Raw genomic sequence first — 25,392 nt, 5'->3', positions numbered from 1 at the left:
GTGACCATGCTGCGAATCACGACTGAGCCCGACGGATCATCCACCCTCACCAACGCCAACGGCGCGGAGATCTACGCCTTCATCACGCCACTGCCGCAGGATGCGTCGAAGGTCACCTACGCTAAGCCCTCCCCGATTCCGAATGTCCATCGCATGCTGGCAACGCTGGAGGGCGGACACTTCAACCCGATCGAGGATAAGGATCTCCCCGACAGCTTCGACATGGATGCCAAGCCAACATCGGAGTTGTTCTTCCCCGGGGTTGACGCAACTAATGGGTCCATGCCGCTGTTCTTCATGGCGCTATCCAACACGATCCACAAGTCGCTGAACGAGTTGCACCGTGTTACGTCGGCAACGCAGTATGACATACAGCTGCTGGAGTTCGATTTCCCCTTCGCAGCCGCATGGATCTGCGCATTCCCCACGATGGTGCAGATGCTGGAGTTACCTGACCACGGGTACGGCCACGTAGCGTCTGTCGTCGGCGGGCGCACGATCTTCATCCATGCGATCCGCCCGGACAACACCGCGGATGACATCATGGCGCTCGCCGCGGTTACGGAGCAGTACTACCCCATGCAGGTCGGCAAGGTTTCTCCGCAGGTCTTCTGGATTCAGGGGACGAAGTGGCGCTCGCTGGCGCTGAAGGAAGGGCGCGGCCTCTTCTTGCCGGAGGATTTCCCCGTGAAGCGTAATGCCGACGGCGCGCCACTTATGTCCGACGGCAGGGCGGGCATTCGCGTTTAGCTCTCTCGCATCTTCTTCTTGCGCATATCCAGTGCGAAAGCGATACCGATAACTGCAGCATGCACGTTCTCGTCAAGTCCCGGTTCAATGATGATGCGGTACGCAGTCTTGCCCATCAGTGCCCTGCCTAAACCAGGAGATTGCGCGTTCACCTGCGCGATATTGCGCCCCTGGCTCGACAACGTGTGGTCGGGCTGGAAAGACTCGCCGTAGACCTCAATCTGCGGATAACCGGCAATATCTACGTCATATTTGGCGTTGAACCACGCAAACCGCTTCGTGATGTGCGCGAGCTCTGAGTGTTCGCCGGACTCAGGGTCGATTCGGTGCACGGCGTACCTGTCGAAGAAGAAATTCACCGGGTCCTCGATCGTAAGCACAGGCGTGCCTGTGGCATCGAAGACTTCTACCCCGCGCGAAGCTTTGAACAGATCGCCCAGCTTCCGCGTCTGGCGCGCAGTACCGAGCTGTACGCCCTGCGGATCGGTGATGGTGAACTCGTCCCGACCGATCGCCTGGTATTGGGAGATAATCAACTCATTCGACGTGAACACGCCACCAACGATAAAGAAAACCTCCAGCCCGCTTCTGAAGTGAAGCCGACCGGAGGTCGTCGTATTCAATATTTGTACCCCGTACGGGATTTGAACCCGTGTTACCGGCGTGAGAGGCCGGCGTCCTAGGCCGCTAGACGAACGGGGCGCTGGCCTACCAGGACTCGAACCTAGAATGACGGTACCAGAAACCGTAGTGTTGCCAATTACACCATAGGCCATCGTTCGTCGAACAAAACCCGCAAGCGTTACTCCCCGGATATCCAGGTCGTTGAACACTGCGAACCTCGTTCGCAACGGTGAATACTATAACCAGAACAGCGAATTACAAGCAAATCAGCTGTTCAAGCCACATTTTCTGGTCATAGTACGCTCACTGCGCCGCCCCTCCCGCAGAGCGGCACGCGCTACTGTGCCTACTGCTGCACCTACCACTGTGCCTACTGCTGCGCCTCCTTCTGCCCCTTACTGCTGCGCGGGTGCGAACGGCGTCTGCTCGCGGGCTGCCCGCAGTCGCGCAAGCGTGGACTCCTTGCCCAGCAGCTCCATGGACTCAAACAGCGGCGGGGACACAGCTGCACCGCTGATGGCCACACGCAGAGCGCCGTAGGCCTTGCGCGGCTTCAGCTCCATCTCCTCGATCAGCTTCGACTGCAGCGCATTCTCGATGACGTCAGTCTTGAACTCCCCGTCCGCGATGGCCTCCAGCTGCGCGATGGCAACCTCGAGAACCTCCACCGCGTCCTCCTTCAGGTTCTTCTTCGCGGCCTTCTCATCCAGGGACAAGTCGGCGTCAGAAGTAATGAGGAAGCGCAGCAGACCGTCAGCGTCCGAGAGCGTCTTGATGCGCGTCTGCACCAGCTCCGCGGCGAAGGCGAACTTGTCTGCGGGGTAGTCCGCCGGGAAGTCCTTGTACTCCTCCAGGTAGGCGCGCAGACGCTCGGTGAAGTCGCCCAGCTCGAGCAGGCGGATGTGGTCGGCGTTGATGGCCTCCAGCTTCTTCTGGTCGAAACGCGCAGGGTTCGGCTTCACGTCCGCCACATCAAAGTTGTCAATGAGCTGCTGCATCGTGAAGATATCCTCGTCCGCGGACAGCGACCAGCCCAGCAGCGACAGGTAGTTCAGCATGCCCTCGGGGATGATGCCGTTGTCGCGGTGGTTAAACAGGTTGGATTCCGGGTCGCGCTTGGAAAGCTTCTTGTTGCCCTCGCCCATCACGAACGGTAGGTGGCCGAATGTAGGTACCTGTTTAGCGACGCCCACCCGTACCAGCGCCTCGTAGAGTGCGATCTGTCGCGGTGTGGATGGCAGCAGATCTTCACCTCGCAGGACGTGCGTGATCTCCATCAGAGCATCGTCCACCGGGTTGACGAGGGTGTACAGCGGCTGGCCGTTGGAGCGAGCAACCACGAAGTCCGGGACGGTCTTGCCGTCCACGCTCATGTCGCCGCGAACCAGGTCATGCCATTCGTAGATGCGATCGTCGGGCATGCGCAGGCGCCAGACTGGCTCGCGGCCTTCCGCCTTGAACTGCGCGATCTGCTCTTCAGTGAGGTCGCGGTCGTAGTTGTCGTAGCCCAGCTGGGGGTCCCGGCCAGCAGCCTTGTGGCGGGCCTGGACTTCCTCGTTGGTGGAGTAGGCCGGGTACACGTCGCCGGATTCCTTCAGCTTCTCCAGGACGTCCGCGTAGATGTCCATGCGCTGGGACTGGCGGTAGGGCTCGTGCGGGCCGCCGACCTCGATGCCCTCGTCCCAGCCGAGGTTCAGCCACTTCAGGGAATCGATGATAGCCTCGTAGGACTCTTCGGAGTCCCGCTTCGCATCAGTATCCTCGATGCGGAACACGAGCTTGCCGCCGGTGTGGCGAGCATAAGCCCAGTTGAACAGTGCCGTGCGGACCATGCCGACGTGCGGGGTGCCGGTGGGCGACGGGCAGAATCGAACGCGAACTTCGCTAACTTCACTCATGGTCTCTAACTGTACCTTTTCGTGTTCAGCGCTTCGCGGTCGCTAGGGGTGGTGCGACTAGGCGTGACGCTGGCGAGACAGGAAGTGCCATGCAGCCGTCGGAGCGTCCGGAGCGTAGGCATTCCAGTTGTGGCCTCCCATGTGTGCGCGCCACAACACGGTCGAAGCTCGGCAGCCACTGTAGGTGTAGCCACTAGTCAGAGGGTGGGCTTGAGTTCCGTGCAAAGTCCCCATGTTGCAGGAGTTACGGCGTGCTGCATTGTCGAAAGCAGCGCGAGCGCCGTAGTAGTGCATGCCGTGACGGACACCGCCGCCGTAGCGAACTACGTTGTCGTGAGTGCCGTGGATCAGCATCGTCGGTACGTTGCGGCCTTTGCAGTTGTTCATGGTGGCGTCATAATAAGCACCAGAAACAGACACAACACCAGCGACCAGATCAGGAGCCTGGCAGGCCAGGTTCATCGCCATGCCGCCACCGTTGGACATGCCAGCCGCGTAGATACGCTTAGTGTCGACGTTGTAACGCTTAGCGAGGGTCTTGACCATGGTGCGGACAAAGGCAACATCCTCGCCGCGGCGAGTCTTGGAATACGGCGCGCCTTCCCATGCGTGGCTGATACCCTCCGGGTGAACGACGATAGCGGTGCGGCCAGCGATCGCGTTGAAGCGAGACATGTCCTTTGCGCTTGCAGCCGATTGGCCAAGACCGCCAAACATAAAGAGGATCGGTTTCTTGCGGTTCCCCGAGTTGGCTGGGACGTCGACAAGGGCAGTGCGGGTCTTACCGTTGACGTTGAAGGTCTGGTAGTTGTTCGCCGGACGCGGGGACATGCCACTAGCCAAGCCGCTGAGGCTGCCAGAGAGCTTGCCAATCAGGCTGTTCGGAGTTTCAGCGCTGGCCTGCGGAGTGGCAGATTCGGTGCCGGCGACAGTGTCCAGCGCCGGGCCGGCTAGAGTGCCGGTGGCGAGGCCGAGAGCTACCGCGAGGGAAAGAGTGAGCTTGCGGAAGCGACCGGCGTGGGTACGACCAGTGGAGTGGGTGGCGGCGTGGGAGTGGGTGGCGGCGTGGGAGTGAGCCACGCTGCGGGCCGCGGAGCCGTTAAGACTTAGACGCATGAAGGATTTTTGCACCGCTTAAACATACACCTAGCGGCGGGAATTACCCACTTTCCCTTTAAAAACCATTCAGGCGGGTGTAGCCTTAGCAAGCCTCCTGTGACTCATAAGGCATAATCTTCCCCATCAGTTACATCTCTTTCCAGGAAGCCCTCGTATTTCACTCGCCATAGCACCCCTTCCTCAGGGCACCTGACTACTCCCCTCGCCTACAACCTCCGACAGCATCGCCCCGCCACATTCACCCCTACCTCCTCACCCCGCCTACAAAGAACCTTCACGGCACCTGCACCTCACTAGTCGTCGCCTTTTGCGCCGATGGGCACTTGTATCTGCGCCGATGAGCACCTAAATGTCGTTAGAACGGGAATCCGTTAGCGACTCCAGTTTTCATTTACCTAAAAGCGCAGGTCAAAGCGTTGCAAAATTTCCGAGGTGCCCAGCAGGTCTCACAGATTCCCGTTCTAGCGACATTTGCCCCCGGCAGCTGCCCCCACAACCCGCGCCAACGAGCGAATCCTAAACACATCAGCACCAGCAGGCACAATAGTCACATAAGCAACAGCAGCTGGTCAGCCATACCCAGCACAGCAGCTGGTCAGCCATACCCAGCACAGCAGCTGGTCAGCCAAAAACTCAGCAACAGCAGCTGGTCAGCCATACCCAGCGCAGCAGCTGGTCAGCCACATATCTCAGCGCAGCTAACTAACTAGCAGCCCCCGGCAGTGCCTTGTTCTGGCGCGCCAGGAAGTTCCACGCCTCATTGGCAACATCCGGAGCAAAATGCCAGTTGTGCCCCTGGTCGTTGATCCGCCAGAACACGGCCTCATCGCGACATCCCGGGTAACCAAACTGGGTGACATTGTTGGGCTTCTGCTCCACCACCGGCTGTGGGGCACATCCATTCCGCAGCGCACGCGAATGGATCAGGTGCGGTGCGGGCAAGTACGGCGCATCGTGCAGCGTGCCTCCGTCGTAGTGGGTCAGCTCGTCGCGCTGACCGTGGATCACGAAAGTCGGCACCGATTCTGGCGCGCAGCCTTCATTAACTGGGTTGTAGAAGGCTCCGGAAACGCTCACCACGCCAGCCACCAGGTCGGGAGCCTGGCACGCCAGGTTCATCACAAACCCGCCACCGTTCGACATTCCCGCAGCGTAGATGCGGTTTCTGTCAACGTTGAAGCGCTTGCCCAGCTCGTTGACGATCTGTCGCACAAAGTCCACATCCTGGCCTCGTCGGCTGGTCGCGTAGGGCGCGCCTTCCCATGCGTTATCGATGCCACGCGGGTAAACCACGATCGCCTCGTTGGCCGCGCCAGTGTTAGAGAAGCGCGAGTAGTTGCGGTAGTTCTCCGGGGTATCGTCGCGCCCACCGAACCCAAGCAGCACCGGTGTGGGCCTGTGCGGGTCGTAGTTAGAGGTCACGCTCACGATTGCACTGCGGGTGCTGCCGTCTGGACGCCGGAACTCAATGTTTTCTGGCCGCCCCGGTTTCGCCCTATCTATTGTGGACGCCAACTTCTCCGCCGGTGCCGGCTTCAGTGCTGGCGCGGGGGCTGGTTTAGGCGCAGGCGCTGGGGCCGGTGCAGGTTTAGGCGCGAGCTTGGGAGCGGGAGCGGGTGCGGGGGCTGGTGCCGGCTTGGGCGCCGGAGCCGCCTGGGCGGGGGCAACGCCCGCGCCGCCGACCAGCATCGAAGCCAGCATCGCCAGCGTCATCGCTACGGAAACAGCCACGAGCAGAACGAGGCGCGCAGCGCGCCCAGTTTTAACACCTTTAACAGAAGTCACATGAGTCACAAACGTAACACTAGAGGCAACCACTACTTCACGGGTGCTACAACACGCCGACCCCTATGAACTTTCTTCAGCTTTCTTTCAGCTACGCCCGCTAGAAGTGTTCGAGGACGACCTCGCCCTCATACCCTGCCTCCCTCAGCTGGTTAACCCACTCCTCCAGCGGAGCATCTCCAGTCCCCGGCGCACCGCGGCCTGGGAAGTCCGCGATCTGAATATGTTCCGGCCACAGCTCGTACTCCGCTCCCCGGCTGGCGAGCCAAGTCCAATCTTCACCGTTAGCGGCGAGGTGGTAGGCGTCAATAAGAAGGCGACCGCCTGCGACAACCAGGGGCGCTGCCTCCTTAATGCTGGTCACAGGGTAATTCTCAATGCCGCTAAGAGGCTCAATGAGGGCGATGCCCCCGAAGCGGGCCAGGCGCTTCGCCACCGCGGCGAAAGCGCGCACCTGACGGCGCTGTAGCACGCGACCGCCGCGGCCAACCAACACGTTGAAGCGGCGGACGCCCGTGAGGCGATGCAGATACTCGATGACGTTCAGGTGCTCGATGAGCTCCTCGGTGATGGCGGGGTCGCCGGATTCAGCGTCGGGGTCGGTGCCCGCGCCAGCACCGTCGGCACCTTCCTCCGGGCCGACCAGGTGCAACACTCCCCGATCGCCGGCAGCCAGATCCCCAGCCCACAGATTCAGCGCAACCAGTTGGCGGGGGTTCTCCGGGCGCCCCTTGGCCAGCGCATCCACAAGCTGGCGCATCTGCTGCTCGGACGGGTGGGGCGTATCCCACGGCCACCACAGCTCCACCTTGTCGAAGGGGGAATTCGCGACAGCCTCTAGAGCCTCCGCGCCAGTCTTCGCCCCGAGCGAGTAATTCATCGCGGTGGCGTAACCGGCCGGCCGCACACTTGATTCTGTATTCATAAGCATCATCTTTTCATGCAGGACGTTGTAATTCAGAATCCGGATCGCGCCGCTGTGTCGCGCACGCGCCACGCGCGGACCACCCCCCAGCCGCCGCGCACACGCCACCCAACCCCAGCCCAAGGAGCGACACTGTAGCCCCGGGCAGTAAACTGGCACGCATGACCCACGAGCAGAGACCGGCCACCGCCCCGGATTTCCTGCTTTCCCGCCCAGATCGCAGCATCCGCACACAGGGCCGCAAGGCGACGTACCCGGACCCTTTCGAAGCCTCCACGGCACTTCGAAACAAGGATGTGGACTTGATTGTCGGCGCATTTCCTTTCGATACCTCACTCCGCGCCGCGCTCATGGAGCCGCAGACCGTCATCCGCGCCGAAGGCCCGCTGGAACCCCCAGCGTTCTTCCGTGGGCAGGATGCTGCCCGTTCCCTCGTTGTCGAATCCGTCGAGGCGCAGACCACCATGGAGGAACACGCCGCCATGGTCGCCGCCGCCGTCGCCACGATCCAGCAAACCCAGTTGGAGAAGGTCGTGTTGGCTCGCGCCGTGGACATCACCTTCGCCGAGGCGGTCGACCCACTGTTGATCGCCGCCCGCCTGATCGACCTGTCCGCGTATCGGGATGGCTTCGCCGTGGACCTTTCGGCCACCGGCCGCGACGAGTACCGGAACGCCATGTTCGTCGGCAGTTCCCCGGAGATGCTGATTCGCCGCGAGGGGCGCCGCGTCTCGGCCTTCCCCATGGCCGGTTCCGCGCCGCGCACCGGAGTTTTTTCTATTGATGACGCCACAGCCCGCGACCTCGCCAGTTCCACCAAGGACCTACGCGAGCACCGCTTCGTGGTGGATCACTACCGCCGTGTGCTGGAGCCATTGTGCGAGAAGCTGGACATCCCCGATACTCCGGAGATCCACGAGACGAACGAGATGATCCACCTGGGCACTCAGATCGCTGGCACGTTGAAGGACGACGAGTATTCCGCGCTGGATTTGGCGCTGATGCTGCACCCCACCCCGGCGATTGGTGGCACGCCGACAGATGATGCGTTGGGAGTGATTTCCCAGGAGAAGTCCCCGCGCGAGTTCTACTCCGGCGCGGTGGGCTGGTGCGATTCAGAGGGCGACGGGGAGTTCATGGTCTCCATCCGCTGCGCCATCGTGGAGGAAAACACCGCCCGCGCGTGGGCGGGCGGCGGAGTTGTGGTCGATTCGAACCCGACCAAGGAGGCAGAGGAAACCTCCGCGAAGCTGCAAACAGCGCTGCGGGCACTCAACGTGCCTGCAGCGCTGCGGGAGGTTTAGGCCGAGGCTCGGCGCGAGGGGCGCGGCCCCGCCGGCTACTTGCCGTAGGCCTGCACTGGGTTGGCCAACTTGCCCAGCCCGGGGATTTCAACCTCAATGCGGTCGCCCGGAACCATCTCTGCGGTTCCGGCGGGCGAGCCGGTGCAGATCACGTCGCCCGGCAGCAGCGTGAACGCGGAGGAAACCCATTCGATGATCTCCGGGATGTCCTTGATCATCTGGTTGGAGTTGGAATCCTGCTTCGTTTCCGTCTTCCCATCGTGCGTGAGGTGCGCCTTGATCGGCTGGTTGTCGATCTCGATGCTGTCGACAGCCGTTTCGATCCACGGCCCCAGCGGGCAGAAGGAATCCAGGCCCTTCGCGCGCGCCCATTGTCCGTCCTGGAACTGCAGGTCGCGGGAGGAAACGTCATTGACGATGGTGAACCCCAGCACCACGTCCTTCCAGTTGGCACGCTTGACGTCCTTGCAGGGGCGGCCGATGACGATCGCCAGTTCGCCTTCGAATTCCACTCGCGTCGCCCACTCAGGGATGCGGATGGGAGCTTCGGGGCCGATGACGGCTGTCGGGGGCTTCAGGAAGATCGTCGGCGGCAGGTGCTCGGCGCTCTTGGCGAAGACTTCTTCGACGTGGTCAGCGTAGTTGCGTCCGACGGCAATGATCTTCGACGGCAGGATCGGGGCCAGTAGCCGCACGTCCTCGATGGGCCATGATTTTCCGGTGAATTCTGGCTGGCCGAAGGGGTGGCCGGCGATCTCGCGGCAGGTGGCGCCGGTGCCGTCCGGCTGGCCCCCCTCGACGATCGCGAAAGCCATGCCCTCTGGGTGTGCAATTCGAGCAATACGCATGTTTTCATACCCTACCCCACCGGTCTTGGGTCCCTCTTGTTGTGTCCCTTTTTCTTGTCTGTCACTTACTCCCCACAACTATCGACGCCACCGCCTCCCCCGCCTGGCCATTCACCGCGAATTTGTTTTTCCGTCATTCGCGGTTAATTCTCCTGCCACGGCTGCGACAGATTTCACACGTAGCTTGGCCGCTATGACGAATCGCAGCGTTAACCCTCACACTTCCAGCAACCCCAACAACTCCAGCAGCTCCGACAGTCCCAGCATTGCCACTGGCGCCCGCTCCCGCGCGCGTAGCACCTCCCGGCGCACGTTCCTAGCCGGCGCGAGTGCCACCGGCGCCGCACTACTCGGCACGGGCGTGGCGAACGCTCTCGGCTCGCAGGCCGGCAGCGTGGCAGGCTCCGCAGGCCCCGCGGGCTCTGCTGGCATGGCGGGCTCCAGCGGGGCAATCGGCTCGCTTGGGCTGCAGCGCGCCCGCCCGGTGATCACTCATGGCGTCACTACCGGCGATGTCCGACCCGACGGCGGTCTTGTATGGGCGCGCGTCGATCGACCGGCGCGCATGGTCGTCGAAGCTTCGACGGACCCGACCTTTCCGCGTCACAAGACCAAAACCTTCCGCGGCGCCATGCTCACCCCAGACAGCGACGGCACCGGGCGCCTGCGCCTCGTCGGCATGCAGCCGGGCCAAAAGATCCACTACCGCGTGATCATGGAGGATCAACACACCGCCGTGCGTTCCCAACCGGTGACCGGCAGTTTCACCACCGCGCCATCGACGAACCAGGCACGCAAGAACATTCGCCTGCACTGGTCCGGCGATGTGGCGGGTCAGGGCTACGGCATCAACCCGGACATCGGTGGCATGTACTGCTGGAAGACAATGGCGGATCGCAACCCGGATCTGTTTATTCACTCCGGCGATACGGTCTACGCCGATGGCCCGATCGAAGCGAACCACAAACTGGACGACGGTCGCGTGTTTAAGAACCTCACCAGCCCGTATAAAAACAAGGTGGCCGAAACTCTGGAGGAGTTCCGCGGCCAGCACGCTTATAACCTGATGGACGAGAACTACAAGCTGTTCAACTCCAAGGTCGCACAGCTGGTGCAGTGGGATGACCACGAGACGACGAACAACTGGTACCCAGGCGAGATCCTGGAAGACGACAAGTACCAGGTCAAAGATGTAAACCTACTGGCGCATCGCGGCTTCCAGGCCTTCCACGAGTGGCAGCCACTAGATCGGAAGATGGCGGTGGATGGTCGCGTTTACCGCAAGATTTCCTACGGCTCGCTGCTGGATATCTTCGTACTGGATATGCGCAGCTACAAGGATCGCAACCCGGATGCCGGAGCGTCTGCCACCAAGCCGGGGCAAATTCTGGGGCCGAAGCAGGAAAAGTGGCTGATCGACGGAGTTAAGAATTCCACCGCTACATGGAAGATCATCGCCAATGACCTTCCGCTGGGCATCGTCGTGCCAGATGGGGATGACCAGGAGGGCGTATCAAATGGCGCGGGTGGCAAGGCTGTGGGTCGCGAGGCGGAGATCGGTCGCGTCCTCAGTGGCATCAAGGATGTGCGCAATGTTGTGTGGCTCACCGCCGACGTGCACTACACCGCTGCGCACCACTACTCGCCGGATCGCGCGGACTTCCAGGATTTCGCACCGTTCTGGGAGTTCGTCTCTGGCCCGTTGAACGCCGGCGGATTCGGCCCGAACGACATGGACGGCACCTTCGGCCCGGAGGTTGTGTACGTGCACGCACCGGCGAAGAATAAGCAAAACTCCTCGCCACTGGATGATTTCCAGCACTTCGGAGAGGTGGATATCGACGGTGGTTCGAAGGATCTCACCGTCCGGCTATTCACCACCCGTGGCAAGGAGTTGTGGTCGAAGACGCTGCGCGCACAGTAGAGCACAGCGCAGGACGGCAAACCACGGCGCACCCGCCCGGCCTAAGTACCGGGTTGGCTGTTTTGCCTATTTCAGGTTTGCGACGACGCGGTCGCCAACCTCCGCGGTCTTGACGGGGCCGCCGTCGCGTGAGCTCGCTTCAGCCAGAACTGCGGCCTCGATGGCTTCCGCTTTGGCGTCATCGCCCAAATGGCGCAGCATGAGCGCGACGGACAGGATCGCCGCGCAGGGGTCCGCAATCCCCTGGCCCGCGATGTCCGGTGCGGAGCCGTGCACCGGCTCGAACATGGAGGGGTTCTTTCGCGAGGGGTCGATGTTGCCCGAGGCTGCCAGGCCGATGCCGCCGGTGACTGCGCCCGCCAGGTCAGTGAGGATGTCTCCAAAGAGGTTGTCCGTCACAATGACGTCGTATTCCTGTGGCTTGGTGACCATGTAGATCGTCGCGGCATCGATGTGGTTGTAATCCACCTGAACTTCGGGGTACTCCTGCCCCACTGTCTCGATCGCGCGATGCCACAGGCCACCGGCATTCACCAGCACATTCGTCTTGTGCACCCATGTCAGCTTCTTGCGTCGGCTCTGTGCGCGCTCGAAAGCATCACGCACCACGCGCTCCACACCGAAGTAGGTGTTTTGGGATACTTCGGACGCCACCTCGTGGTCAGTACCCTCGCGCAGTGTGCCGCCGTTGCCGCAGTAGAGGCCTTCGGTTCCCTCTCGCACGACGACGAAGTCAATGTCACCCGGGTTCGCCAGCGGGCTGGAAGATCCGGGATACAGCTTGGACGGCCGGAGGTTCACTGCGTGATCGAGCTTGAAGCGCAGTGGCAGCAGCAAACCTCGCTCCAGCACTCCAGCGGGTACGGTGCGGGGGTCGCCGATGGCGCCCAGCAGGATAGCGTCGTGCTCGCGCAGGGAGTCCAGATCCTCGTCGGTCAGGAGTTCACCATTGCGCAGGTAGCGGCGGGCGCCGAGGTCGTAGTCGGTGGTCTCTACATCGTCGCGCAGGGCGTGCAGAACCTTCAGTGCTTCTGCCGTTACTTCAGTGCCGATTCCATCACCGGCAACCACTGCGAGTTTCATTATATGAACTCCTTTGTCTCACTAGTTGGTCAATTATGACCATAGCACGACACCCGGACAGCACTTGCCTAACAACCTAAAAATGGATTACTTCCAAGGCGCTCACACCTCCGCGGCGACAGAAACACTTCTTTGACACCTCTAAACAGACGCCGCTGTTAGTGTGAAGAACATGACTTACGAGCCATATCCCTCACATACAACTACAAATCCGGAGGTCAGCGACGCAGCGCTGGTCATCCGCAATCTATATAAGAACTTCCCTGGCAAGGTGGCGGTAAATAATCTCAGCCTCACCGTGCCAAAGGGCAGCTTTTACGGAATTGTCGGCCCTAACGGCGCCGGTAAAACCACCGCCATCCTCGCAGCTACGGGCATAATTCGCCCCGATGGCGGTAACTCCTGGATCGCCGGCCACCCATTGTGGAGCGACCTTGAGAACACCCAACCCGAAGAAGAAGTACTGGCAGCAAAGCGTAGTTACGGTCTGCTGGTGGACGGCCTTCCCGTGTTCGAGCGCCTCAGCGGCAAGGAATACCTTGAGTATCTGGGCTACCTCCGCGACATCCCCGGCGACGAACTGCAGCAGCGCATTGCAGACCTGCTGCAGGCACTCGATCTAGAGGATGCCGGCAAGAAGTACATCGCCGACTACTCCGCGGGTATGAAGAAGAAAATCCTGCTGGCCGGTGCCCTTTTGCACAGCCCGGAGGTGCTCATCCTCGACGAGCCTTTTGAGGCCGTGGATCCCGTTTCCGGCGAAGTCATCCGCACTATCCTGCGACGCTATGTCGGCGCGGGCGGCACGGTCATCATGAGCTCGCACGTCATGGAACTGGTCGAGGGACTCTGCGACCATGTGGCAATCATCAACCAGGGCACCGTCGTTGCTGCCGGTACCACCGAGCAGGTGCGCGCGGGCAAGTCCCTCTCCGAACGCTTCGTTGAGGCCGTGGGCGGCAAGCAGCTGGATACGCAATCCTTCAGCTGGCTGCGCGGTGGACAAGCCGAACACAGCGGACGTGACCTGTCCGCCCACCACCACGAAGGGTAGGACCAGTGTCGAAAACCAAGACCCTTCTCAAACTCCACTGCACACTCTGGGCGCACGCCTTTACAGGCAATATCCAGATGATCATTTCGTCCGTAGCCATCACCATCTTCGCCGTGATGGGCTGCGTTGGCCTGGCCTTTACCAGCTACGGAGCCCTCCTGTCCGACGGCAACCCGGCCATGTTCGTGCTGACGATGGGGCTCGGCAGCGTGCTCTACCTCGCGCTATCAGCCATCTTTCCCAGCGAGGAACGCATGCTAGATCCACGCATGTTTAGCTCGTTGCCACTATCCGACCGTGACCTCCTGCCAGGCATGGTCACGGCAATGTTCCTCAACTCCCGCGCCGCGATCTCGCTGGTCAACACGATCATCATGTCTGTGCTCGGTTACCTTGCCTTTGCGAAGATGGCTTCCCCCGGCGCCGGTGCGCTGTGGATCCTCGGGTGCGTACTCCAACTAGTATTCACCCTCCTGGCGGGAGAAGCTCTCGCGGCTGCGCTCAGCAGCATTGCCACCAAGTTCAGCGAACTCTGGGGCAATGTCGCCGGTTTCGTCGTCACTTTCGGCTTTTTGGCGCTGTATCTCTCTCCACAGTTGCTTTCCGATGGCTCGGATCCCACCGCCGCCGTGGAGACCAGCTCCACGATCATGTCCTGGACTCCCTTCGCCGCCGCCGCTGGCGCTGCCGCTGACTTGACCGACATCGGAAATGGTGGCGTCAATACGGGCATCGCCAAGGGTGTGATCTGCCTCGTTTCAATCCTTGCAGTCACTGTTGTGCTGCGCGTGGCCGTCAAGCACGACCTGAACAATCCCCTCCCTCCTCAGCATGCCACCCGGGCAGCGAAGGGAGACAGCCTACTACTGCCGCGAGTCCCCGCATCCCCCGTTGGCGCACTGTACTCCCGCGAGATTCGCTATTGGCGCCGCGATAACCGCTTCGTGATGAGCCTGACGTTCGTGGTCGTCTTCTGCGCTTTTTACATGCTGATGGGAATGACCAATAGCGACAGTGGCTGGATGCTGTGGTTCGCGATGTTCTTTGTATCCCTTGGCCCCCAACAGGTGGCGGGCAACTCCCTGGGCATGGACGGGCCGTCCAACTGGGTGCACATGGTCGCCGGTGTGCGCGGCAAGCAGATCGTCACCAGCCGCACCCTTTCCACCGTGACGGTATTGCTCCCAATATGGCTGATTATTTGCATCGCCGCGGGAGCTTTCAAGAGCTTCAGCGCCGCCTGGCTTCTAGCCAGCGCCTTGACGCTGGGGACCGTCTTTATCGCCTCCGCCATGGCGAACTTCAGCGCCGCCTACTTCCCCTCCCAGACCACTGCACCGGGAACCAACGCCTTTAAGCAGCGTAACGGTGGTTCCAGCGCTATCATCTCCGCATTCGTGATCATGCTGACCTTGAGCCTATCCATCCTGCCGGGTGCGCTTCTAACGCTCATCCCACTGGAGACCTCCGCTGGCAACAGCGACAGCATTGCCGACATCCCACTTCTGAGCTGGGCAGGCGTACTGCTCCACGGGGTCATCATCATCGGCGTCGCCTGGATCTTAAACCGCCGCGCCTCCCGTCAGCTCGATCTACACTGGCCGGACATCGCGCAGAAGGTACGGCACTACCTGTAGCTGCGCGGCGTGGGGCGTCAATAGAAAAGGCCGGGCAGATCCTGCCCGGCCTGACGCGATAACAACTATCGCTTAAACCATTAGAAGTTCAGCACGAACGCGTTGGAGGCGCTCAGCTCTGCCTTGACCTCGTCGACCAGCTCTTGATCCAGATCCTGGGCGACACGCAGAACCAGCGTAGCCTGCGACTCATCGTTGGTCGGGGACAGTGCGGCGGCGTCGATGTTGATGCCCTTGCCGCCTAGCAGCGTACCGACCTTGCCCAGCGCTCCCGGCTGGTCCGGGTAAACCAGGAACAGGTTGGTGCCGGTGGCGCGCAGGTCCAGGCCGCGGTCGTTGATGCGGACGATCTTCTCCACGTGCTCCAGGCCGGTCAGCGCACCAGCGACGGTGGCGGAAGAGCCGTCTGCGCCGACAACCTGAACCTCCAGGACGGAGCGGTGGCTGACGGACTCGTCGTGCGTCTGCACGTCCAGCTCCACGCCGCGCTCTTCGGCGATCTGCGGAGCGTTAACAAAGGTGACCTGCTCGTCGATCACGCCGGAGAACACGCCACGCAGAGCAGCCAGGCCCAGTGCGTCGACGGACTCGGTGGACAGTTCGCCACGGGCAGTAACGGTTACGGCGTTCGGGGCGCCGTGCAGCAGCTCGCCGCCCACGCGGCCCAGGTTGGTGGCCAGGTTCAGCCACAGAGCAACTTCCTCGGAGACCTTGCCGCCCGAAACGTTGACCGCGTCCGGTACGAAGTCGCCGGCCAGGGCCTTCAGGACGGATGCGGCAACGTCGGTGCCAGCGCGGTCCTGCGCCTCAACGGTGGAAGCGCCCAGGTGCGGGGTAACGACAACCTCATCCAGCTCGAACAGCGGGGAATCCGTGCACGGCTCGGAGGCGTACACGTCGAAGCCGGCGCCGCGGATGTGGCCGGACTTGATGGCCTCCGCCAGGGCGGCCTCGTCCACCAGGCCACCGCGGGCGGCGTTGATGATGATCTGCCCCTTCTTGGCCTTTGCCAGCAGATCCGCGTCGAACATGCCCGCGGTTTCCTTGGTCTTCGGCAGGTGGATGGTCACAAAGTCGGAGCGACCCATCAGTTCTTCCAGTTCCACCAGCTCCACGCCCAGCTGTGCGGCGCGGGCGGGGTTGGCGTACGGGTCGTAGGCGATGATGTCGGTCTCGAAAGCGGCCAGTCGCTGGGCGAACAGCTGGCCAATGTGGCCGAAGCCGACGATGCCGATGGTCTTGCCCAGGATCTCCACACCCTTGAAGGAGGAACGCTTCCACTCGCCGTCGCGCAGCGTCTTGTCGGCGGCGGGGATCTGGCGGGCGGTGGACAGCAGCAGGCTGATGGCGTGCTCGCAGGCGGAGTGGATGTTGGAGGTCGGGGCGTTGGCGACCATCACGCCGCGGGAGGTGGCGGTGTCGATGTCAACGTTGTCCAGACCCACGCCAGCGCGGCCAACGATCTGCAGCTTCGGTGCTGCCTCGAGCACCTCGGCGTCAACGGTGGTTGCAGAGCGGACCAGCAGTGCGTCTGCGTCTGCGACTGCCTTCAGCAGTTCGGGGCGGTTCGGGCCGTCGACCCAGCGAACCTCGACGGAATCGCCGAGGGCATCGACGGTGGACTGGGACAGCTTATCGGCGATGAGGACTACCGGACGGGTGTTACTCACGAATGTTTTCTCCCTAAAGTGCGACATTGCCTCGCCCACGCCGAAACGACCGCGCCGACGCGGGAAGGGACCACGCCATCCAAATGTGACGTGCGACCCTTACAGCATATCCCTTACCTCTGCGTCACTCAGCATTGCCTTCCGGAATTGTTGTACCGCTCTGTCTGCATCGAAATTGACGCCAATCAGTACCACCTCACTGGAGGGGGTTAGCCCCACTTGGCGCCACCCGCCGGCCGGTTGTATCCGCAGGTCAGGACCAGCCTGGTGCCATACCTGAGCGAGCTCCGGGCGGTCGGCGATCCAGCAGTATCCCTTGGAGCGCACCAGCCCGGTCGTGGACCGCAGAGCCTCGATCAACCTACCCCGATCGAAGGGGCGGTCTCCGCGGAAGACCACGGAACTGATGCCGTATTCTTCCGTCTCGGGAGTGTGCGGGTTTTCCAGCTCGTCGAGGTAGCCCTCGTAGGCGCGGGCCGTCGCTTCGTCGTAGAGATGCGCGCCGAGGATGTCGTCGACGGCCGACCGCCCGGCGCCAGCGGTGGCGATGCGGCCGTGAATGAGTTTTTCGATGCGCGCCCGCGGGTTCATTCGGCGCAACAGCGCAACCGTCGCGCGGTAGCGTTCCTCGCTGACGAGGTCCGCCTTGGTGACGTAGATGACGTCCGCGAACTCGACCTGGTCGACCAGCAGATCTGCGATGGTGCGTTCATCGTCCGCAGTTGCCTGCAGGTCCGCCTCTGTGAGCAGCTTCTTCTGCCCTATTTGCTGCAGGAACTGGGCGGCGTCCACAAGAGTGACCATAGTGTCGATCGGCGCAACGTCCGCGAGGCGAGTGCCGTCCTCCCAGCGCCATTCGAAAGTTGCGGCGACGGGCATGGGTTCGGAGATGCCGGTGGATTCGATGACGATGTGGTCGAAGTCGCCGCTACGCGCGAGCGTGCCAACGGAATCGACCAGGTCTTCCCGCAGAGTGCAGCAGATGCAGCCGTTGGTGAGTTCGACGAAGCGGTCCTCGCCTCGCGTGAGGTGGCCTTCGCCGGCGATGAGGGCGGCGTCGATGTTGATTTCCGAGAAGTCGTTGACGATCACCGCGATGCGACGGCCGCCGCGATTGGCGAGCAGATCGTTCAGTAGCGTCGTTTTCCCTGAACCAAGGAAGCCGGACAACACGGTGACGGGCGTGGCGCTCGCGGGCGCGGCGCTCGCGGGCGCACTCCCCTGCCTCGAGGAATGGTCGGCGGCTGTGTCGTCGGGAGAATGGCTATGCATGTGTCTCATGCGTAGCCACCCTACACGTTAATGACATCCGTTTTCATTTAAGGGTCTATCGATCCATCTTTACCCCCGCTACCTACACCAACACATCTATGCAAGGTTAAGAAGTGTCTTAAAAAGAGCTAAGCTAAAGCAGTTCCTTTCGACGTTTCAAGAAAGCATTTCCCATGAAGAACAACCGCAAACGCAATGTTCGTCGCGCGCTCGTCGCGTCGGTAACTGCAGTGGCTCTGACCACCGGTGCTGTAGCTGCACCTGACAATTCAAGCCTTCTAGCCGCACCGCAGGCTGAGGCAGCAGAACCGTCTCCCCTATTCAAAGCGCTCCCCCTGGAAGTACAACAAGGCATCGCCACCCTTTTGGGCTTCACGATCCTTGCAGGGATTGTCGGGGGTCTGATCAAGGCACTAGCCGAAGGAGGCCTCGCCGGTTCTCTCGGCGGGGGCAATAACAGCGGGAACCCAGGCGCCGGCAACGGCGGAACCACCCAGCCTCAGAACAACAGCTACGAGGCGATGGGAAAGCAAATGCTCGCTAAGATCAACCGCGAGCGCCGCGCAAAGGGGCTAAATGAGCTGATCTGGAACGATCAGATGTTCAGAGAAGCCACCGCATACTCCCAGAAACTCGGTCGGGAGAATGCATTCCATCATGACACGAACGGTTATTACTACTGGCACATGGGCGAGAACCTCGCGGCAGGCCCGAACCCCCGCGAGCTCGCTGATATGTGGATCAACGAGAAGTACGGCCCGGCCAATAAGCAGGGGCACTACAAGGCGCTGATGTGGGAGAAGCATCGATACGCCGCGATCGGCATCGCGAAGCACCCGCAGTGGGGCTACGTGGCGACGGGACTCTTCGCCGACACCCCTCGCCCTTCCTAACCCACTCACCCCACTGGGTGGCACTGTTCAGCAACACGGTGTTTCAAGTGCTGTAACGCTGAAATGCAATACGGGTTTGCGCTGCTGTGTCACGTTGCCGCGCCGGGGCTAGCGGTATGGAATCGGCAGCACTCGTCCCGTCTCCGGATCCTGCACCTCCAGGCAGGAAATCCCGAAGAGCTCCTCAACGAGCGGCGCAGACATAACGTCTTCCGTATCCCCCGCCGCCAGCACCTGGCCATCACGCATAGCGACGATCGTGTCGGCGAAGCGGGCCGCGTGCGTCATATCATGCACGACCATCACGACAGTCCGGCCGGCGGCATTGAGATCCCGTACCAAGTCCAGAATTGCAATCTGGTGCGCGGGGTCCAAATAGGTCGTCGGTTCGTCGAGCAGCAACATCGGGGTCTGCTGCGCCACAGTCATCGCCACCCACACACGCTGCCGCTGACCGCCGGACAAATCCGTCGCCGGTACATCCAACAGAGTGGTCACCCCGGCGCGCTCAGCTGCTTCCTCCACCGCGCGGTAGTCTTCCGCCCCCAACGACGCAAACGCACCTGTATACGGGTACCGGCCGTACGCGATAACTTCCCGCACGCTCACCCCCTCAGGGGTAACCGGCTGTTGTGGCAAAAACGAGACGTGCCGGGCAAACTCACGCGCGTTCATCTTGTGGATGGAGCGGTCGCCCAGGTAAACCTGTCCCCGCGAGATTGGTTGTTGACGCCCCAACGCTCGCAGTAGCGTAGATTTTCCGCAGCCATTCGGGCCTATGAGGGCGGTAATCTTCCCCTCCGGAACCTGGAGAGAAACATCTCGCAAGACATCCGGGCCGCCGTAGCCTACCGTGATGGCCTCGGCGTGCAAGGCAGGTTCACTCATTGGGAGTTCCTTTCATCTGTCGTGGGCACTGCGGGGGCTCCCGCTGGGCTGCGGGACATACGCAGCAGAAGATAAATGAAATACGGGGCGCCGACAACGGAGATCAACGCACCCGCGGGGATTTCAGTAGGCGCAAATACCCAGCGACCAAGGGCGTCACAAAAGACGACCAACCCCGCGCCAGCCAGCGCAGACACAGGCAACACACGCCTGGTAGCACCGCCAACCAGCAGTCGCGCAGCATGCGGAACAATTAATCCTGCAAACCCCAACACACCCGCCGCAGCCACAGCGGCGGCTCCCAACAGGATCGCGAACAGCACCGCCACGGTGCGCCACGTTCGCTCGCTGACGCCCACTCCCGCCATGGCAGAAGAGTCCAGGTCCAGCATGTCCAAGTGCCTCGAAAGCACGACGGCTACCACGATGCCCACCAGCACCACGGGCCCTACGACTTGCGCATCGGCGAAGGTGCGGGCGTAGAGCGAACCTTTGAGCCACGTCATCGCTGCGCCGGCCTCCGGAGCAGCCTTGACCAGTAACAGCTGAGTCAGCGCACCCAGTCCTACAGAGACCGCTACTCCAGTGAGGGTGAGCCGTACCGGATCCGTGGCACCCCTCCCTGCGAGTACCAGCACCAGGCCTGCACCTACCAGTGCACCGACGAACGCCACGGGGGTTAGCGCCTGCGCGGGCAAGGAACCGACACTCAACAGAGCTGCCACGGCTGCTAAGCCCCCTCCTGCGGTGACGCCCACAGTGTCCGGAGCTGCCAGTGGATTACGCAACGCAAGCTGCAGCAATGCTCCGGAGACCGCCATCGCTGCACCGGCGAAGATCCCCACGAGCACGCGAGGCATGCGATAGCGCCAGATGAGCTTGCCGCCGGTGAAGAGATCGTGGATGGTCTCTGCAGGGGGCTTCATGACGGCACCGACGCTTAAGCCCAGGACGATCGCAAACGCCAGCAAAGCCAGGAGCGCTGCATACACCGCTATAACTCTGGTAACCCCGGTACCCCTAGTACGCGGCGCCGCAGTATCACCCAGCGGCGCTACAATGTCACTCTGCGGCGCTGCAGTGCCGGGCTGGGAAACGGTACTCCGGAGGATTCCTCTGCGATTCAAACTGCGCTTCATCAACGCACACCTCCCGGTTGCAGCCGATTAATACCCCACAGAAGCAAAGGCACGCCAGCAATGGCAGTAACCACGCCCACTGGAGTCTCCGCCGGCGCCCACAGAGCCTGCGCAACGGAATCCGCCACCAGCAAAACTGCCGCCCCCACCACGGGGGCAATCACTAAGCTCAACCGATGGCGCGGGCCTGCCACTCGATGCGACACAACCGCTGCCAATAGGCCAAGGAAACCAATGGGGCCAGCAGCCGCAACTGCCGGCGCGATCAACAGCACTGCGCCCACAACTGCCACAATGCGCAGTCGGTGGGGGTTCGCGCCGACGGAAGACGAGAGGGCGTCACCAGCAAAAAGCGTATCCAGCCCCCGACCAGCGGCGATAGTAAACGGCAGAACCACCGCTACAGTAATAATGCAGGGCACTACGTCCGGGAAACGAACCCCGCCCAAGCGGCCAGAAAGCCACGACAGCACGGTCGAAAGCTGAGCCTCATCGATAACCAACGTGATCGCGGTACACGCCGAAAACAATGCAGAAACGGCTATGCCCAGCAAAATCATCCGCTGCACCGACTGAGCACCAGTCGGGTCTCCCACCGTCACACGCATCCCAATACCCACCGTGATCAGAGCTCCAAGCGCCGCGCCACACAGCGCGCCCGGCAGCACAGCTGCGCCCGACACTGATCCCGTGATCGTCGTGCACAGCACAGCGCCGAACGCCGCACCGGAATTCACGCCGGTGATCTCCGGATCAGCCAGCGGATTCCGGGTAGCCGTACGCAGCAGCACGCCTGCCGCCCCCAAAGCCATGCCGATCACCGTCGCCGCCAAAAGCCGGTCGCGCATAACGGAGTGCACCTCCCCCGCGAGTTCTGGCGCGTTAGTCGGAACCTCCACGCTGCTCATGCGCCAGACCCATACTGCAAGAATGACAGCCAATCCCAGCGCCAGCGGAATCCCCAACTGCTTAACGCGTGGTTCTAGCCCTCGTTGCACTTAACTTCCTTCGGTCGTAAACGCACGAAGGTGCGCCTACTTACGAGCGTTCTCCGTTTCAATGATCTGATCCAGCATTGCCTCTGCGGCCAGCGGGCCACGAGAACGGGACCAGGTGTCCTGCTCCACGTCCACGATGTCCTTCACCACATCCTTATATGGGCTGGACTTAAAGCCCTCGATGTCGTTGTACAGGTACATCCGGTCCAGCTTCATTGAGGGGAGCTTATCACCCGTCATTTCGGCAACGTCAGTCTTGGACTCGATAGCGGTACGGGAACCGTCGTAGCCGTAGACGTAGCCGGCGTCAGAAAGAAGAGAGCCTGCAAAGGAATCCTTGATCCAGGTGTAGAGAGTGCCCTTCGACCAACCAACCAGAGCAGCACGAGTGTTCGGTTTGACGAGCTTCTTGGCCTCTGCGACCTTGCCTTCGATGCGCTCGCGGACTTCCTTAGCTTTATCCTCCTTGCCTAGCTTCTTTGCAATGTCGTCCATGGAATCGAGGACGTCAGTGTAGCTGGCATCGCTGTAGGACCTCGTCTCTGCAATCTCCTTCAACTGCGGCATGATCGATTCCTGTCGCGTTGGGCTAGCGAGGATCAGATCGGGTTCAAGAGACTGAATGACCTCCAGGTTCGGCTGCTTTGCCTGGCCAACCGATTCAATGCCCTCGAGCTTGCCCTCCAGAGTTTTCGGCCCTGCGGACTTGCCGATCTCTACGATGCCGACAGGCTTTACGTCCAGTGCCTCGAGGATTTCCTCATATCGCCAGTCCAACGCGACTACTCGTGGCTCGCCGTCTTTACCGCCTTTGCCGTTGTCACCATCACTAGCACCACAGGCAACGAGGGTTGCGGCACCGAGTATCGTCGCGACCATGAGGACCAGGGCGCGACACAAAGAGCCGCGCTGAGAGTTTCGAGAGTTCATCATTTCCCAGACGCTACCATCCTTAGGGTATCCTAAGCAAGGTAAACCTACCTTGCCAGGTCTAGGGCGATTGCCGAGATTCTTCCCACCTGTTAGCGAATGTTGCTGCCCCACCGTTAGTGCACATTGCTGTCCCAACCGCTAGCAGACGTTCTGCGGACCCTCGTGGTCGGCGTGGCTGGCGCGCTCCACCTGAATGGTGGCGTGCGCGATCCCCCGCTCCTGCAGCGCGGCCTGTGCAGCACACAGCACCGCGGCCGGATCGCGCCCTTCCGGAACCACCAAGTGCACGGAAGCCAACGCGCTCGTGCCATCCAGCGACCACAGGTGGAGATCATGCACGTCCAGCACGCCGTCGACCTGCCGCAGCAAAGCATCAACCTCAGCGGGCCGGTAGCCCGGAGGCGCCTGCTCGAGCAGAATGCGCAAGGCCTGCATCATCAGCTGCCAGGCGCGCGGCAACACCAGTGCGGCAATCACCAGCGAGGCGATAACATCCGCATACTGCCAGCCGGTCAGAATGATCACGCCGCCGGCCACGAGCACCGCGACGGAACCCAACATATCCGCCAGCACGTGCAGGAATGCACCCTGGACATTGACGGAATGCTCCCGCTGGCGGTTCAAGATCCACGCGGAAATGATGTTGGCTAGCAGGCCGATCACCGCGACGATCATCATCGGGCCGGCCATAATCTCCACCGGCTCGCTGAGGCGCTGGAACGCCTCGACCACGATCCAAGCGGAGATTCCCAACACGGTGACCGCATTGACGAGCGCAGCGAGCACCTCCACCCGCCGATAGCCGAAGGTCGCCTGCGCAGTTGCGGCCCTGCGACCGATGAAAATGGCGACGACCGCAATGATTAGGCCGGCGGCGTCCGAAAGCATGTGCATCGCATCGGCGAGCAACGCGACGGAGCCGGTGATCAGACCGCCGATCAGCTCTGCAAAGAAAACTGTGCCAGTGACGCCCAGCACGATGAGCAGCGCGCGCAGCGGAGCATCCGTCGGCGCGTGGGAGTGCGAATGCCCGTGCGAATGCCCGTGGCCAGAGTCGTGGGACTGTGCATGGCCGGATTCGTGCGAATGTGCATGGCCCCCCTCAGATACGCCGGCGGGCGCGGGCGCGCTGCCAGCGGTCGACGCGGGCGCGCCGCCAGCCGCAGGCGCGGACTCGCTGGAACGCGCAGAACCGTGGCGGCGCACGTCGGCACCACCACGGTCCTGTGGTTGTTGCTGAGCTGCGCTTGCGGGGTCGTTCATACCCTCACTTTAGGCAGCCACATCCCTTATTGACAACTTACTGAAAACAAAGACGGGGAGCCAGAACGGCTCGCCATTGGCGGCCGGAACATGGGCTCCCCGCTAAACAGATTCCAAATTCAGAATCCATAAACTTGGAAATCTAAAGCATTCAGTTATTCAGCCAGACCGCTTTAAGCAGGCCGCTTCGGCCGAGCAGTTTCGGCCGAGCAGTTTCGGCCGAGCAGTTTCGGTCGGGCAGTTTCGGTCGGGCAGTTTCGGCCAGGCCGTTGTGACCAGGCCGCTTTAGGCGGTCTCGGCGCGAGCGTCGACCTTGACCCAGCTCATCAGGTCGCGCAGCTTAGCGCCGGTTTTCTCGATCTGGTGATCGTTGTAGGAAGCACGCAGCTCCTCCAGCTCCTTGTTGCCACCCTCAACGTTGGCAACCAGACGCTTGGTGAAGGTGCCGTCCTGAATGTCGGTCAGAATGTCCTTCATGCGCTTCTTGGTGTCCGCGTCAATGACGCGCGGGCCGGACAGGTAGCCACCAAACTCAGCCGTGTCAGACACGGAGTAGTTCATGTTGGCAATGCCGCCCTCGAACATCAGGTCCACGATCAGCTTCATCTCGTGCAGGCACTCGAAGTAAGCCATCTCCGGCTCGTAGCCAGCCTCCACCAAAACCTCGAAGCCTGTCTTGATCAGCTCCTCGGTGCCACCACACAGAACAGCCTGCTCGCCGAACAGGTCGGTAACAGTCTCCGCCTCGAAGGTCGTCGGGATCACGCCGGCGCGTGCACCACCGATGGCAGCTGCGTAGGACAGCGCCAGGTCGCGGCCGTTGTTCTTCGGATCCTGCTCAACGGCGATCAGGCACGGAACGCCCTTGCCGTCGACGAACTGACGGCGAACCAGGTGGCCTGGCCCCTTCGGTGCAACCATGCCGATGATGATGTTGTCGGCCGGCTCGATCAGCTTGAAGTGGATGTTCAGGCCATGGCCGAAGAACAGCGCGTCGCCGTCGTTCAGGTTCGGCTCGATATCCTCAGTGAAGATCTTCGCCTGGGAGGTGTCCGGAGCCAGCAGCATGATGACGTCCGCCCACTTCGCAGCCTCGGCGTTGGTCTTCACGGTGAAGCCGGCTTCCTCAGCCTTGGCGCGGGACTTGGAGCCCTCGCGCAGGCCGATAACAACCTCTACGCCGGACTCGCGCAGGTTCTGCGCGTGAGCGTGACCCTGGGAGCCGTAGCCGATGATGGCTACCTTGCGTCCCTGGATGATCGACAGATCAGCGTCGTTGTCGTACAGAACTTCAATTGCCATGGGGAGCATCCTTTCGTTGACTGTCTACATTTATAGCAGAGTTTATTTCATTTGGTGAGATTTTTGTGTCCACATAGTGAACT

General features: G+C 61.7%; 21 protein-coding genes and 2 tRNA genes. 6 read left to right on the top strand and 17 right to left on the bottom strand.

Annotated features, from left to right (window positions below):
• The first annotated feature begins 6 nt into the window (after nucleotides 1-6).
• Nucleotides 7-750 carry a hypothetical protein gene (locus tag CRD15_RS07630; RefSeq protein ID WP_051873835.1) on the top strand — a complete coding sequence of 248 codons (744 nt, stop codon included), beginning with the start codon at nucleotides 7-9 and terminating at the stop codon, nucleotides 748-750.
• Here the strand turns inward: CRD15_RS07630 and CRD15_RS07625 are convergent.
• From CRD15_RS07625 to CRD15_RS07595, 7 genes are all read right to left on the bottom strand, one after another.
• Nucleotides 747-1,304, bottom strand: a complete 558-nt coding sequence (locus CRD15_RS07625; protein ID WP_187402256.1) for an LURP-one-related family protein — start codon at nucleotides 1,302-1,304, stop codon at nucleotides 747-749. The two genes, CRD15_RS07630 and CRD15_RS07625, sit on opposite strands and share 4 nt — an antisense overlap.
• A 75-nt stretch (nucleotides 1,305-1,379) precedes the next feature.
• Nucleotides 1,380-1,452 (bottom strand) — tRNA-Glu (locus tag CRD15_RS07620).
• Nucleotide 1,453: 1 nt separating this feature from the next.
• Nucleotides 1,454-1,525, bottom strand: a tRNA-Gln gene (locus CRD15_RS07615).
• Nucleotides 1,526-1,769: 244 nt separating this feature from the next.
• Nucleotides 1,770-3,272 carry a glutamate--tRNA ligase gene (gltX, locus tag CRD15_RS07610; RefSeq protein ID WP_043011944.1) on the bottom strand — a complete coding sequence of 501 codons (1,503 nt, stop codon included), beginning with the start codon at nucleotides 3,270-3,272 and terminating at the stop codon, nucleotides 1,770-1,772.
• Nucleotides 3,273-3,329: 57 nt separating this feature from the next.
• Entirely contained in the window at nucleotides 3,330-4,388 is a 1,059-nt protein-coding gene (locus tag CRD15_RS07605) for a PHB depolymerase family esterase (RefSeq protein WP_080720086.1), read from the bottom strand.
• 705 nt (nucleotides 4,389-5,093) lie between these two features.
• Nucleotides 5,094-6,122 (bottom strand): PHB depolymerase family esterase, encoded by a 1,029-nt coding sequence (locus tag CRD15_RS07600; RefSeq protein WP_370546932.1) that lies wholly within the window; start codon nucleotides 6,120-6,122, stop codon nucleotides 5,094-5,096.
• A gap of 154 nt (nucleotides 6,123-6,276) precedes the next feature.
• A complete protein-coding gene (locus tag CRD15_RS07595; RefSeq protein ID WP_187402255.1) occupies nucleotides 6,277-7,101 on the bottom strand; it encodes a TIM barrel protein in 825 nt (274 codons plus the stop codon).
• A gap of 161 nt (nucleotides 7,102-7,262) precedes the next feature.
• On the opposite strand from CRD15_RS07595, the gene CRD15_RS07590 reads away from it, so the two are divergent.
• Nucleotides 7,263-8,405, top strand: coding sequence for an isochorismate synthase MenF (locus tag CRD15_RS07590; RefSeq protein WP_034975204.1), 1,143 nt, complete (start codon nucleotides 7,263-7,265; stop codon nucleotides 8,403-8,405).
• Nucleotides 8,406-8,440: 35 nt separating this feature from the next.
• Here the strand turns inward: CRD15_RS07590 and CRD15_RS07585 are convergent, their stop codons facing one another.
• Nucleotides 8,441-9,253, bottom strand: a complete 813-nt coding sequence (locus CRD15_RS07585) for a fumarylacetoacetate hydrolase family protein (protein ID WP_034970792.1) — start codon at nucleotides 9,251-9,253, stop codon at nucleotides 8,441-8,443.
• 193 nt (nucleotides 9,254-9,446) lie between these two features.
• Between CRD15_RS07585 and CRD15_RS07580 the strand changes: the two genes are divergently transcribed.
• Nucleotides 9,447-11,177 (top strand): alkaline phosphatase, encoded by a 1,731-nt coding sequence (locus CRD15_RS07580; RefSeq protein WP_187402254.1) that lies wholly within the window; start codon nucleotides 9,447-9,449, stop codon nucleotides 11,175-11,177.
• 66 nt (nucleotides 11,178-11,243) lie between these two features.
• On the opposite strand, the gene CRD15_RS07575 is transcribed toward CRD15_RS07580, so the two are convergent.
• Nucleotides 11,244-12,260, bottom strand: a complete 1,017-nt coding sequence (locus CRD15_RS07575; RefSeq protein ID WP_187402253.1) for a 3-isopropylmalate dehydrogenase — start codon at nucleotides 12,258-12,260, stop codon at nucleotides 11,244-11,246.
• Nucleotides 12,261-12,432: 172 nt separating this feature from the next.
• Between CRD15_RS07575 and CRD15_RS07570 the strand changes: the two genes are divergently transcribed.
• Both CRD15_RS07570 and CRD15_RS07565 read left to right on the top strand, forming a co-directional pair.
• Entirely contained in the window at nucleotides 12,433-13,314 is an 882-nt protein-coding gene (locus CRD15_RS07570; RefSeq protein ID WP_222866482.1) for an ABC transporter ATP-binding protein, read from the top strand.
• Nucleotides 13,315-13,391: 77 nt separating this feature from the next.
• Nucleotides 13,392-14,951, top strand: coding sequence for an ABC transporter permease (locus tag CRD15_RS07565; RefSeq protein ID WP_255463790.1), 1,560 nt, complete (start codon nucleotides 13,392-13,394; stop codon nucleotides 14,949-14,951).
• Nucleotides 14,952-15,031: 80 nt separating this feature from the next.
• Here the strand turns inward: CRD15_RS07565 and serA are convergent, their stop codons facing one another.
• On the bottom strand, nucleotides 15,032-16,621 hold the full coding sequence (serA, locus tag CRD15_RS07560) for a phosphoglycerate dehydrogenase (RefSeq protein ID WP_370546930.1): 1,590 nt from the start codon (nucleotides 16,619-16,621) through the stop codon (nucleotides 15,032-15,034).
• Between the two features lie 99 nt (nucleotides 16,622-16,720).
• Nucleotides 16,721-17,902, bottom strand: a complete 1,182-nt coding sequence (locus CRD15_RS07555) for a GTP-binding protein (RefSeq protein WP_255463789.1) — start codon at nucleotides 17,900-17,902, stop codon at nucleotides 16,721-16,723.
• 164 nt (nucleotides 17,903-18,066) lie between these two features.
• Between CRD15_RS07555 and CRD15_RS07550 the strand changes: the two genes are divergently transcribed.
• Nucleotides 18,067-18,786, top strand: coding sequence for a CAP domain-containing protein (locus tag CRD15_RS07550; RefSeq protein ID WP_187402249.1), 720 nt, complete (start codon nucleotides 18,067-18,069; stop codon nucleotides 18,784-18,786).
• Nucleotides 18,787-18,894: 108 nt separating this feature from the next.
• Here CRD15_RS07550 and CRD15_RS07545 read toward each other — a convergent pair whose 3' ends face one another.
• The 6 genes from CRD15_RS07545 to ilvC form a co-directional block, all read right to left on the bottom strand.
• Entirely contained in the window at nucleotides 18,895-19,674 is a 780-nt protein-coding gene (locus CRD15_RS07545; RefSeq protein WP_070551699.1) for an ABC transporter ATP-binding protein, read from the bottom strand.
• Nucleotides 19,671-20,813, bottom strand: coding sequence for an iron ABC transporter permease (locus CRD15_RS07540; protein ID WP_230580201.1), 1,143 nt, complete (start codon nucleotides 20,811-20,813; stop codon nucleotides 19,671-19,673). The genes CRD15_RS07545 and CRD15_RS07540 overlap by 4 nt, the downstream gene beginning before the upstream one ends.
• Nucleotides 20,813-21,721 (bottom strand): iron ABC transporter permease, encoded by a 909-nt coding sequence (locus tag CRD15_RS07535; RefSeq protein WP_187402284.1) that lies wholly within the window; start codon nucleotides 21,719-21,721, stop codon nucleotides 20,813-20,815. The genes CRD15_RS07540 and CRD15_RS07535 overlap by 1 nt, the downstream gene beginning before the upstream one ends.
• 126 nt (nucleotides 21,722-21,847) lie before the next feature.
• Complete coding sequence (locus CRD15_RS07530; protein WP_187402248.1) at nucleotides 21,848-22,744, bottom strand: ABC transporter substrate-binding protein; 897 nt, start codon at nucleotides 22,742-22,744, stop codon at nucleotides 21,848-21,850.
• Between the two features lie 138 nt (nucleotides 22,745-22,882).
• The gene (locus tag CRD15_RS07525; RefSeq protein WP_034975190.1) at nucleotides 22,883-24,007 is read right to left on the bottom strand and encodes a cation diffusion facilitator family transporter; all 1,125 of its coding nucleotides are present in this window, start codon (nucleotides 24,005-24,007) and stop codon (nucleotides 22,883-22,885) included.
• A gap of 285 nt (nucleotides 24,008-24,292) precedes the next feature.
• Nucleotides 24,293-25,309, bottom strand: a complete 1,017-nt coding sequence (ilvC, locus tag CRD15_RS07520) for a ketol-acid reductoisomerase (RefSeq protein ID WP_034970825.1) — start codon at nucleotides 25,307-25,309, stop codon at nucleotides 24,293-24,295.
• Between the last annotated feature and the right edge of the window lie 83 nt (nucleotides 25,310-25,392).

This window comes from Corynebacterium sp. LK28 (assembly GCF_014335105.1).
In the GTDB taxonomy this organism is placed as follows: Bacteria; Actinomycetota; Actinomycetes; order Mycobacteriales; family Mycobacteriaceae; genus Corynebacterium; species Corynebacterium macclintockiae.
This window is presented reverse-complemented; position numbering and strand designations above follow the sequence as displayed.

What these genes read in the sequence shown, in the direction of transcription:
- CRD15_RS07630 (WP_051873835.1), top strand. Translation starts at nt 7, where the DNA reads ATGCTGCGAATCACGACTGAGCCCGACGGATCATCCACCCTCACCAAC.
- gltX (WP_043011944.1), bottom strand. Translation starts at nt 3,272, where the DNA reads ATGAGTGAAGTTAGCGAAGTTCGCGTTCGATTCTGCCCGTCGCCCACC.
- CRD15_RS07605 (WP_080720086.1), bottom strand. Translation starts at nt 4,388, where the DNA reads ATGCGTCTAAGTCTTAACGGCTCCGCGGCCCGCAGCGTGGCTCACTCC.
- CRD15_RS07595 (WP_187402255.1), bottom strand. Translation starts at nt 7,101, where the DNA reads ATGAATACAGAATCAAGTGTGCGGCCGGCCGGTTACGCCACCGCGATG.
- CRD15_RS07590 (WP_034975204.1), top strand. Translation starts at nt 7,263, where the DNA reads ATGACCCACGAGCAGAGACCGGCCACCGCCCCGGATTTCCTGCTTTCC.
- CRD15_RS07585 (WP_034970792.1), bottom strand. Translation starts at nt 9,253, where the DNA reads ATGCGTATTGCTCGAATTGCACACCCAGAGGGCATGGCTTTCGCGATC.
- CRD15_RS07580 (WP_187402254.1), top strand. Translation starts at nt 9,447, where the DNA reads ATGACGAATCGCAGCGTTAACCCTCACACTTCCAGCAACCCCAACAAC.
- CRD15_RS07575 (WP_187402253.1), bottom strand. Translation starts at nt 12,260, where the DNA reads ATGAAACTCGCAGTGGTTGCCGGTGATGGAATCGGCACTGAAGTAACG.
- CRD15_RS07570 (WP_222866482.1), top strand. Translation starts at nt 12,433, where the DNA reads ATGACTTACGAGCCATATCCCTCACATACAACTACAAATCCGGAGGTC.
- CRD15_RS07565 (WP_255463790.1), top strand. Translation starts at nt 13,392, where the DNA reads ATGATCATTTCGTCCGTAGCCATCACCATCTTCGCCGTGATGGGCTGC.
- CRD15_RS07555 (WP_255463789.1), bottom strand. Translation starts at nt 17,902, where the DNA reads ATGAGACACATGCATAGCCATTCTCCCGACGACACAGCCGCCGACCAT.
- CRD15_RS07550 (WP_187402249.1), top strand. Translation starts at nt 18,067, where the DNA reads ATGAAGAACAACCGCAAACGCAATGTTCGTCGCGCGCTCGTCGCGTCG.
- CRD15_RS07545 (WP_070551699.1), bottom strand. Translation starts at nt 19,674, where the DNA reads ATGAGTGAACCTGCCTTGCACGCCGAGGCCATCACGGTAGGCTACGGC.
- CRD15_RS07540 (WP_230580201.1), bottom strand. Translation starts at nt 20,813, where the DNA reads ATGAAGCGCAGTTTGAATCGCAGAGGAATCCTCCGGAGTACCGTTTCC.
- CRD15_RS07535 (WP_187402284.1), bottom strand. Translation starts at nt 21,721, where the DNA reads ATGAGCAGCGTGGAGGTTCCGACTAACGCGCCAGAACTCGCGGGGGAG.
- CRD15_RS07530 (WP_187402248.1), bottom strand. Translation starts at nt 22,744, where the DNA reads ATGATGAACTCTCGAAACTCTCAGCGCGGCTCTTTGTGTCGCGCCCTG.
- CRD15_RS07525 (WP_034975190.1), bottom strand. Translation starts at nt 24,007, where the DNA reads ATGAACGACCCCGCAAGCGCAGCTCAGCAACAACCACAGGACCGTGGT.
- ilvC (WP_034970825.1), bottom strand. Translation starts at nt 25,309, where the DNA reads ATGGCAATTGAAGTTCTGTACGACAACGACGCTGATCTGTCGATCATC.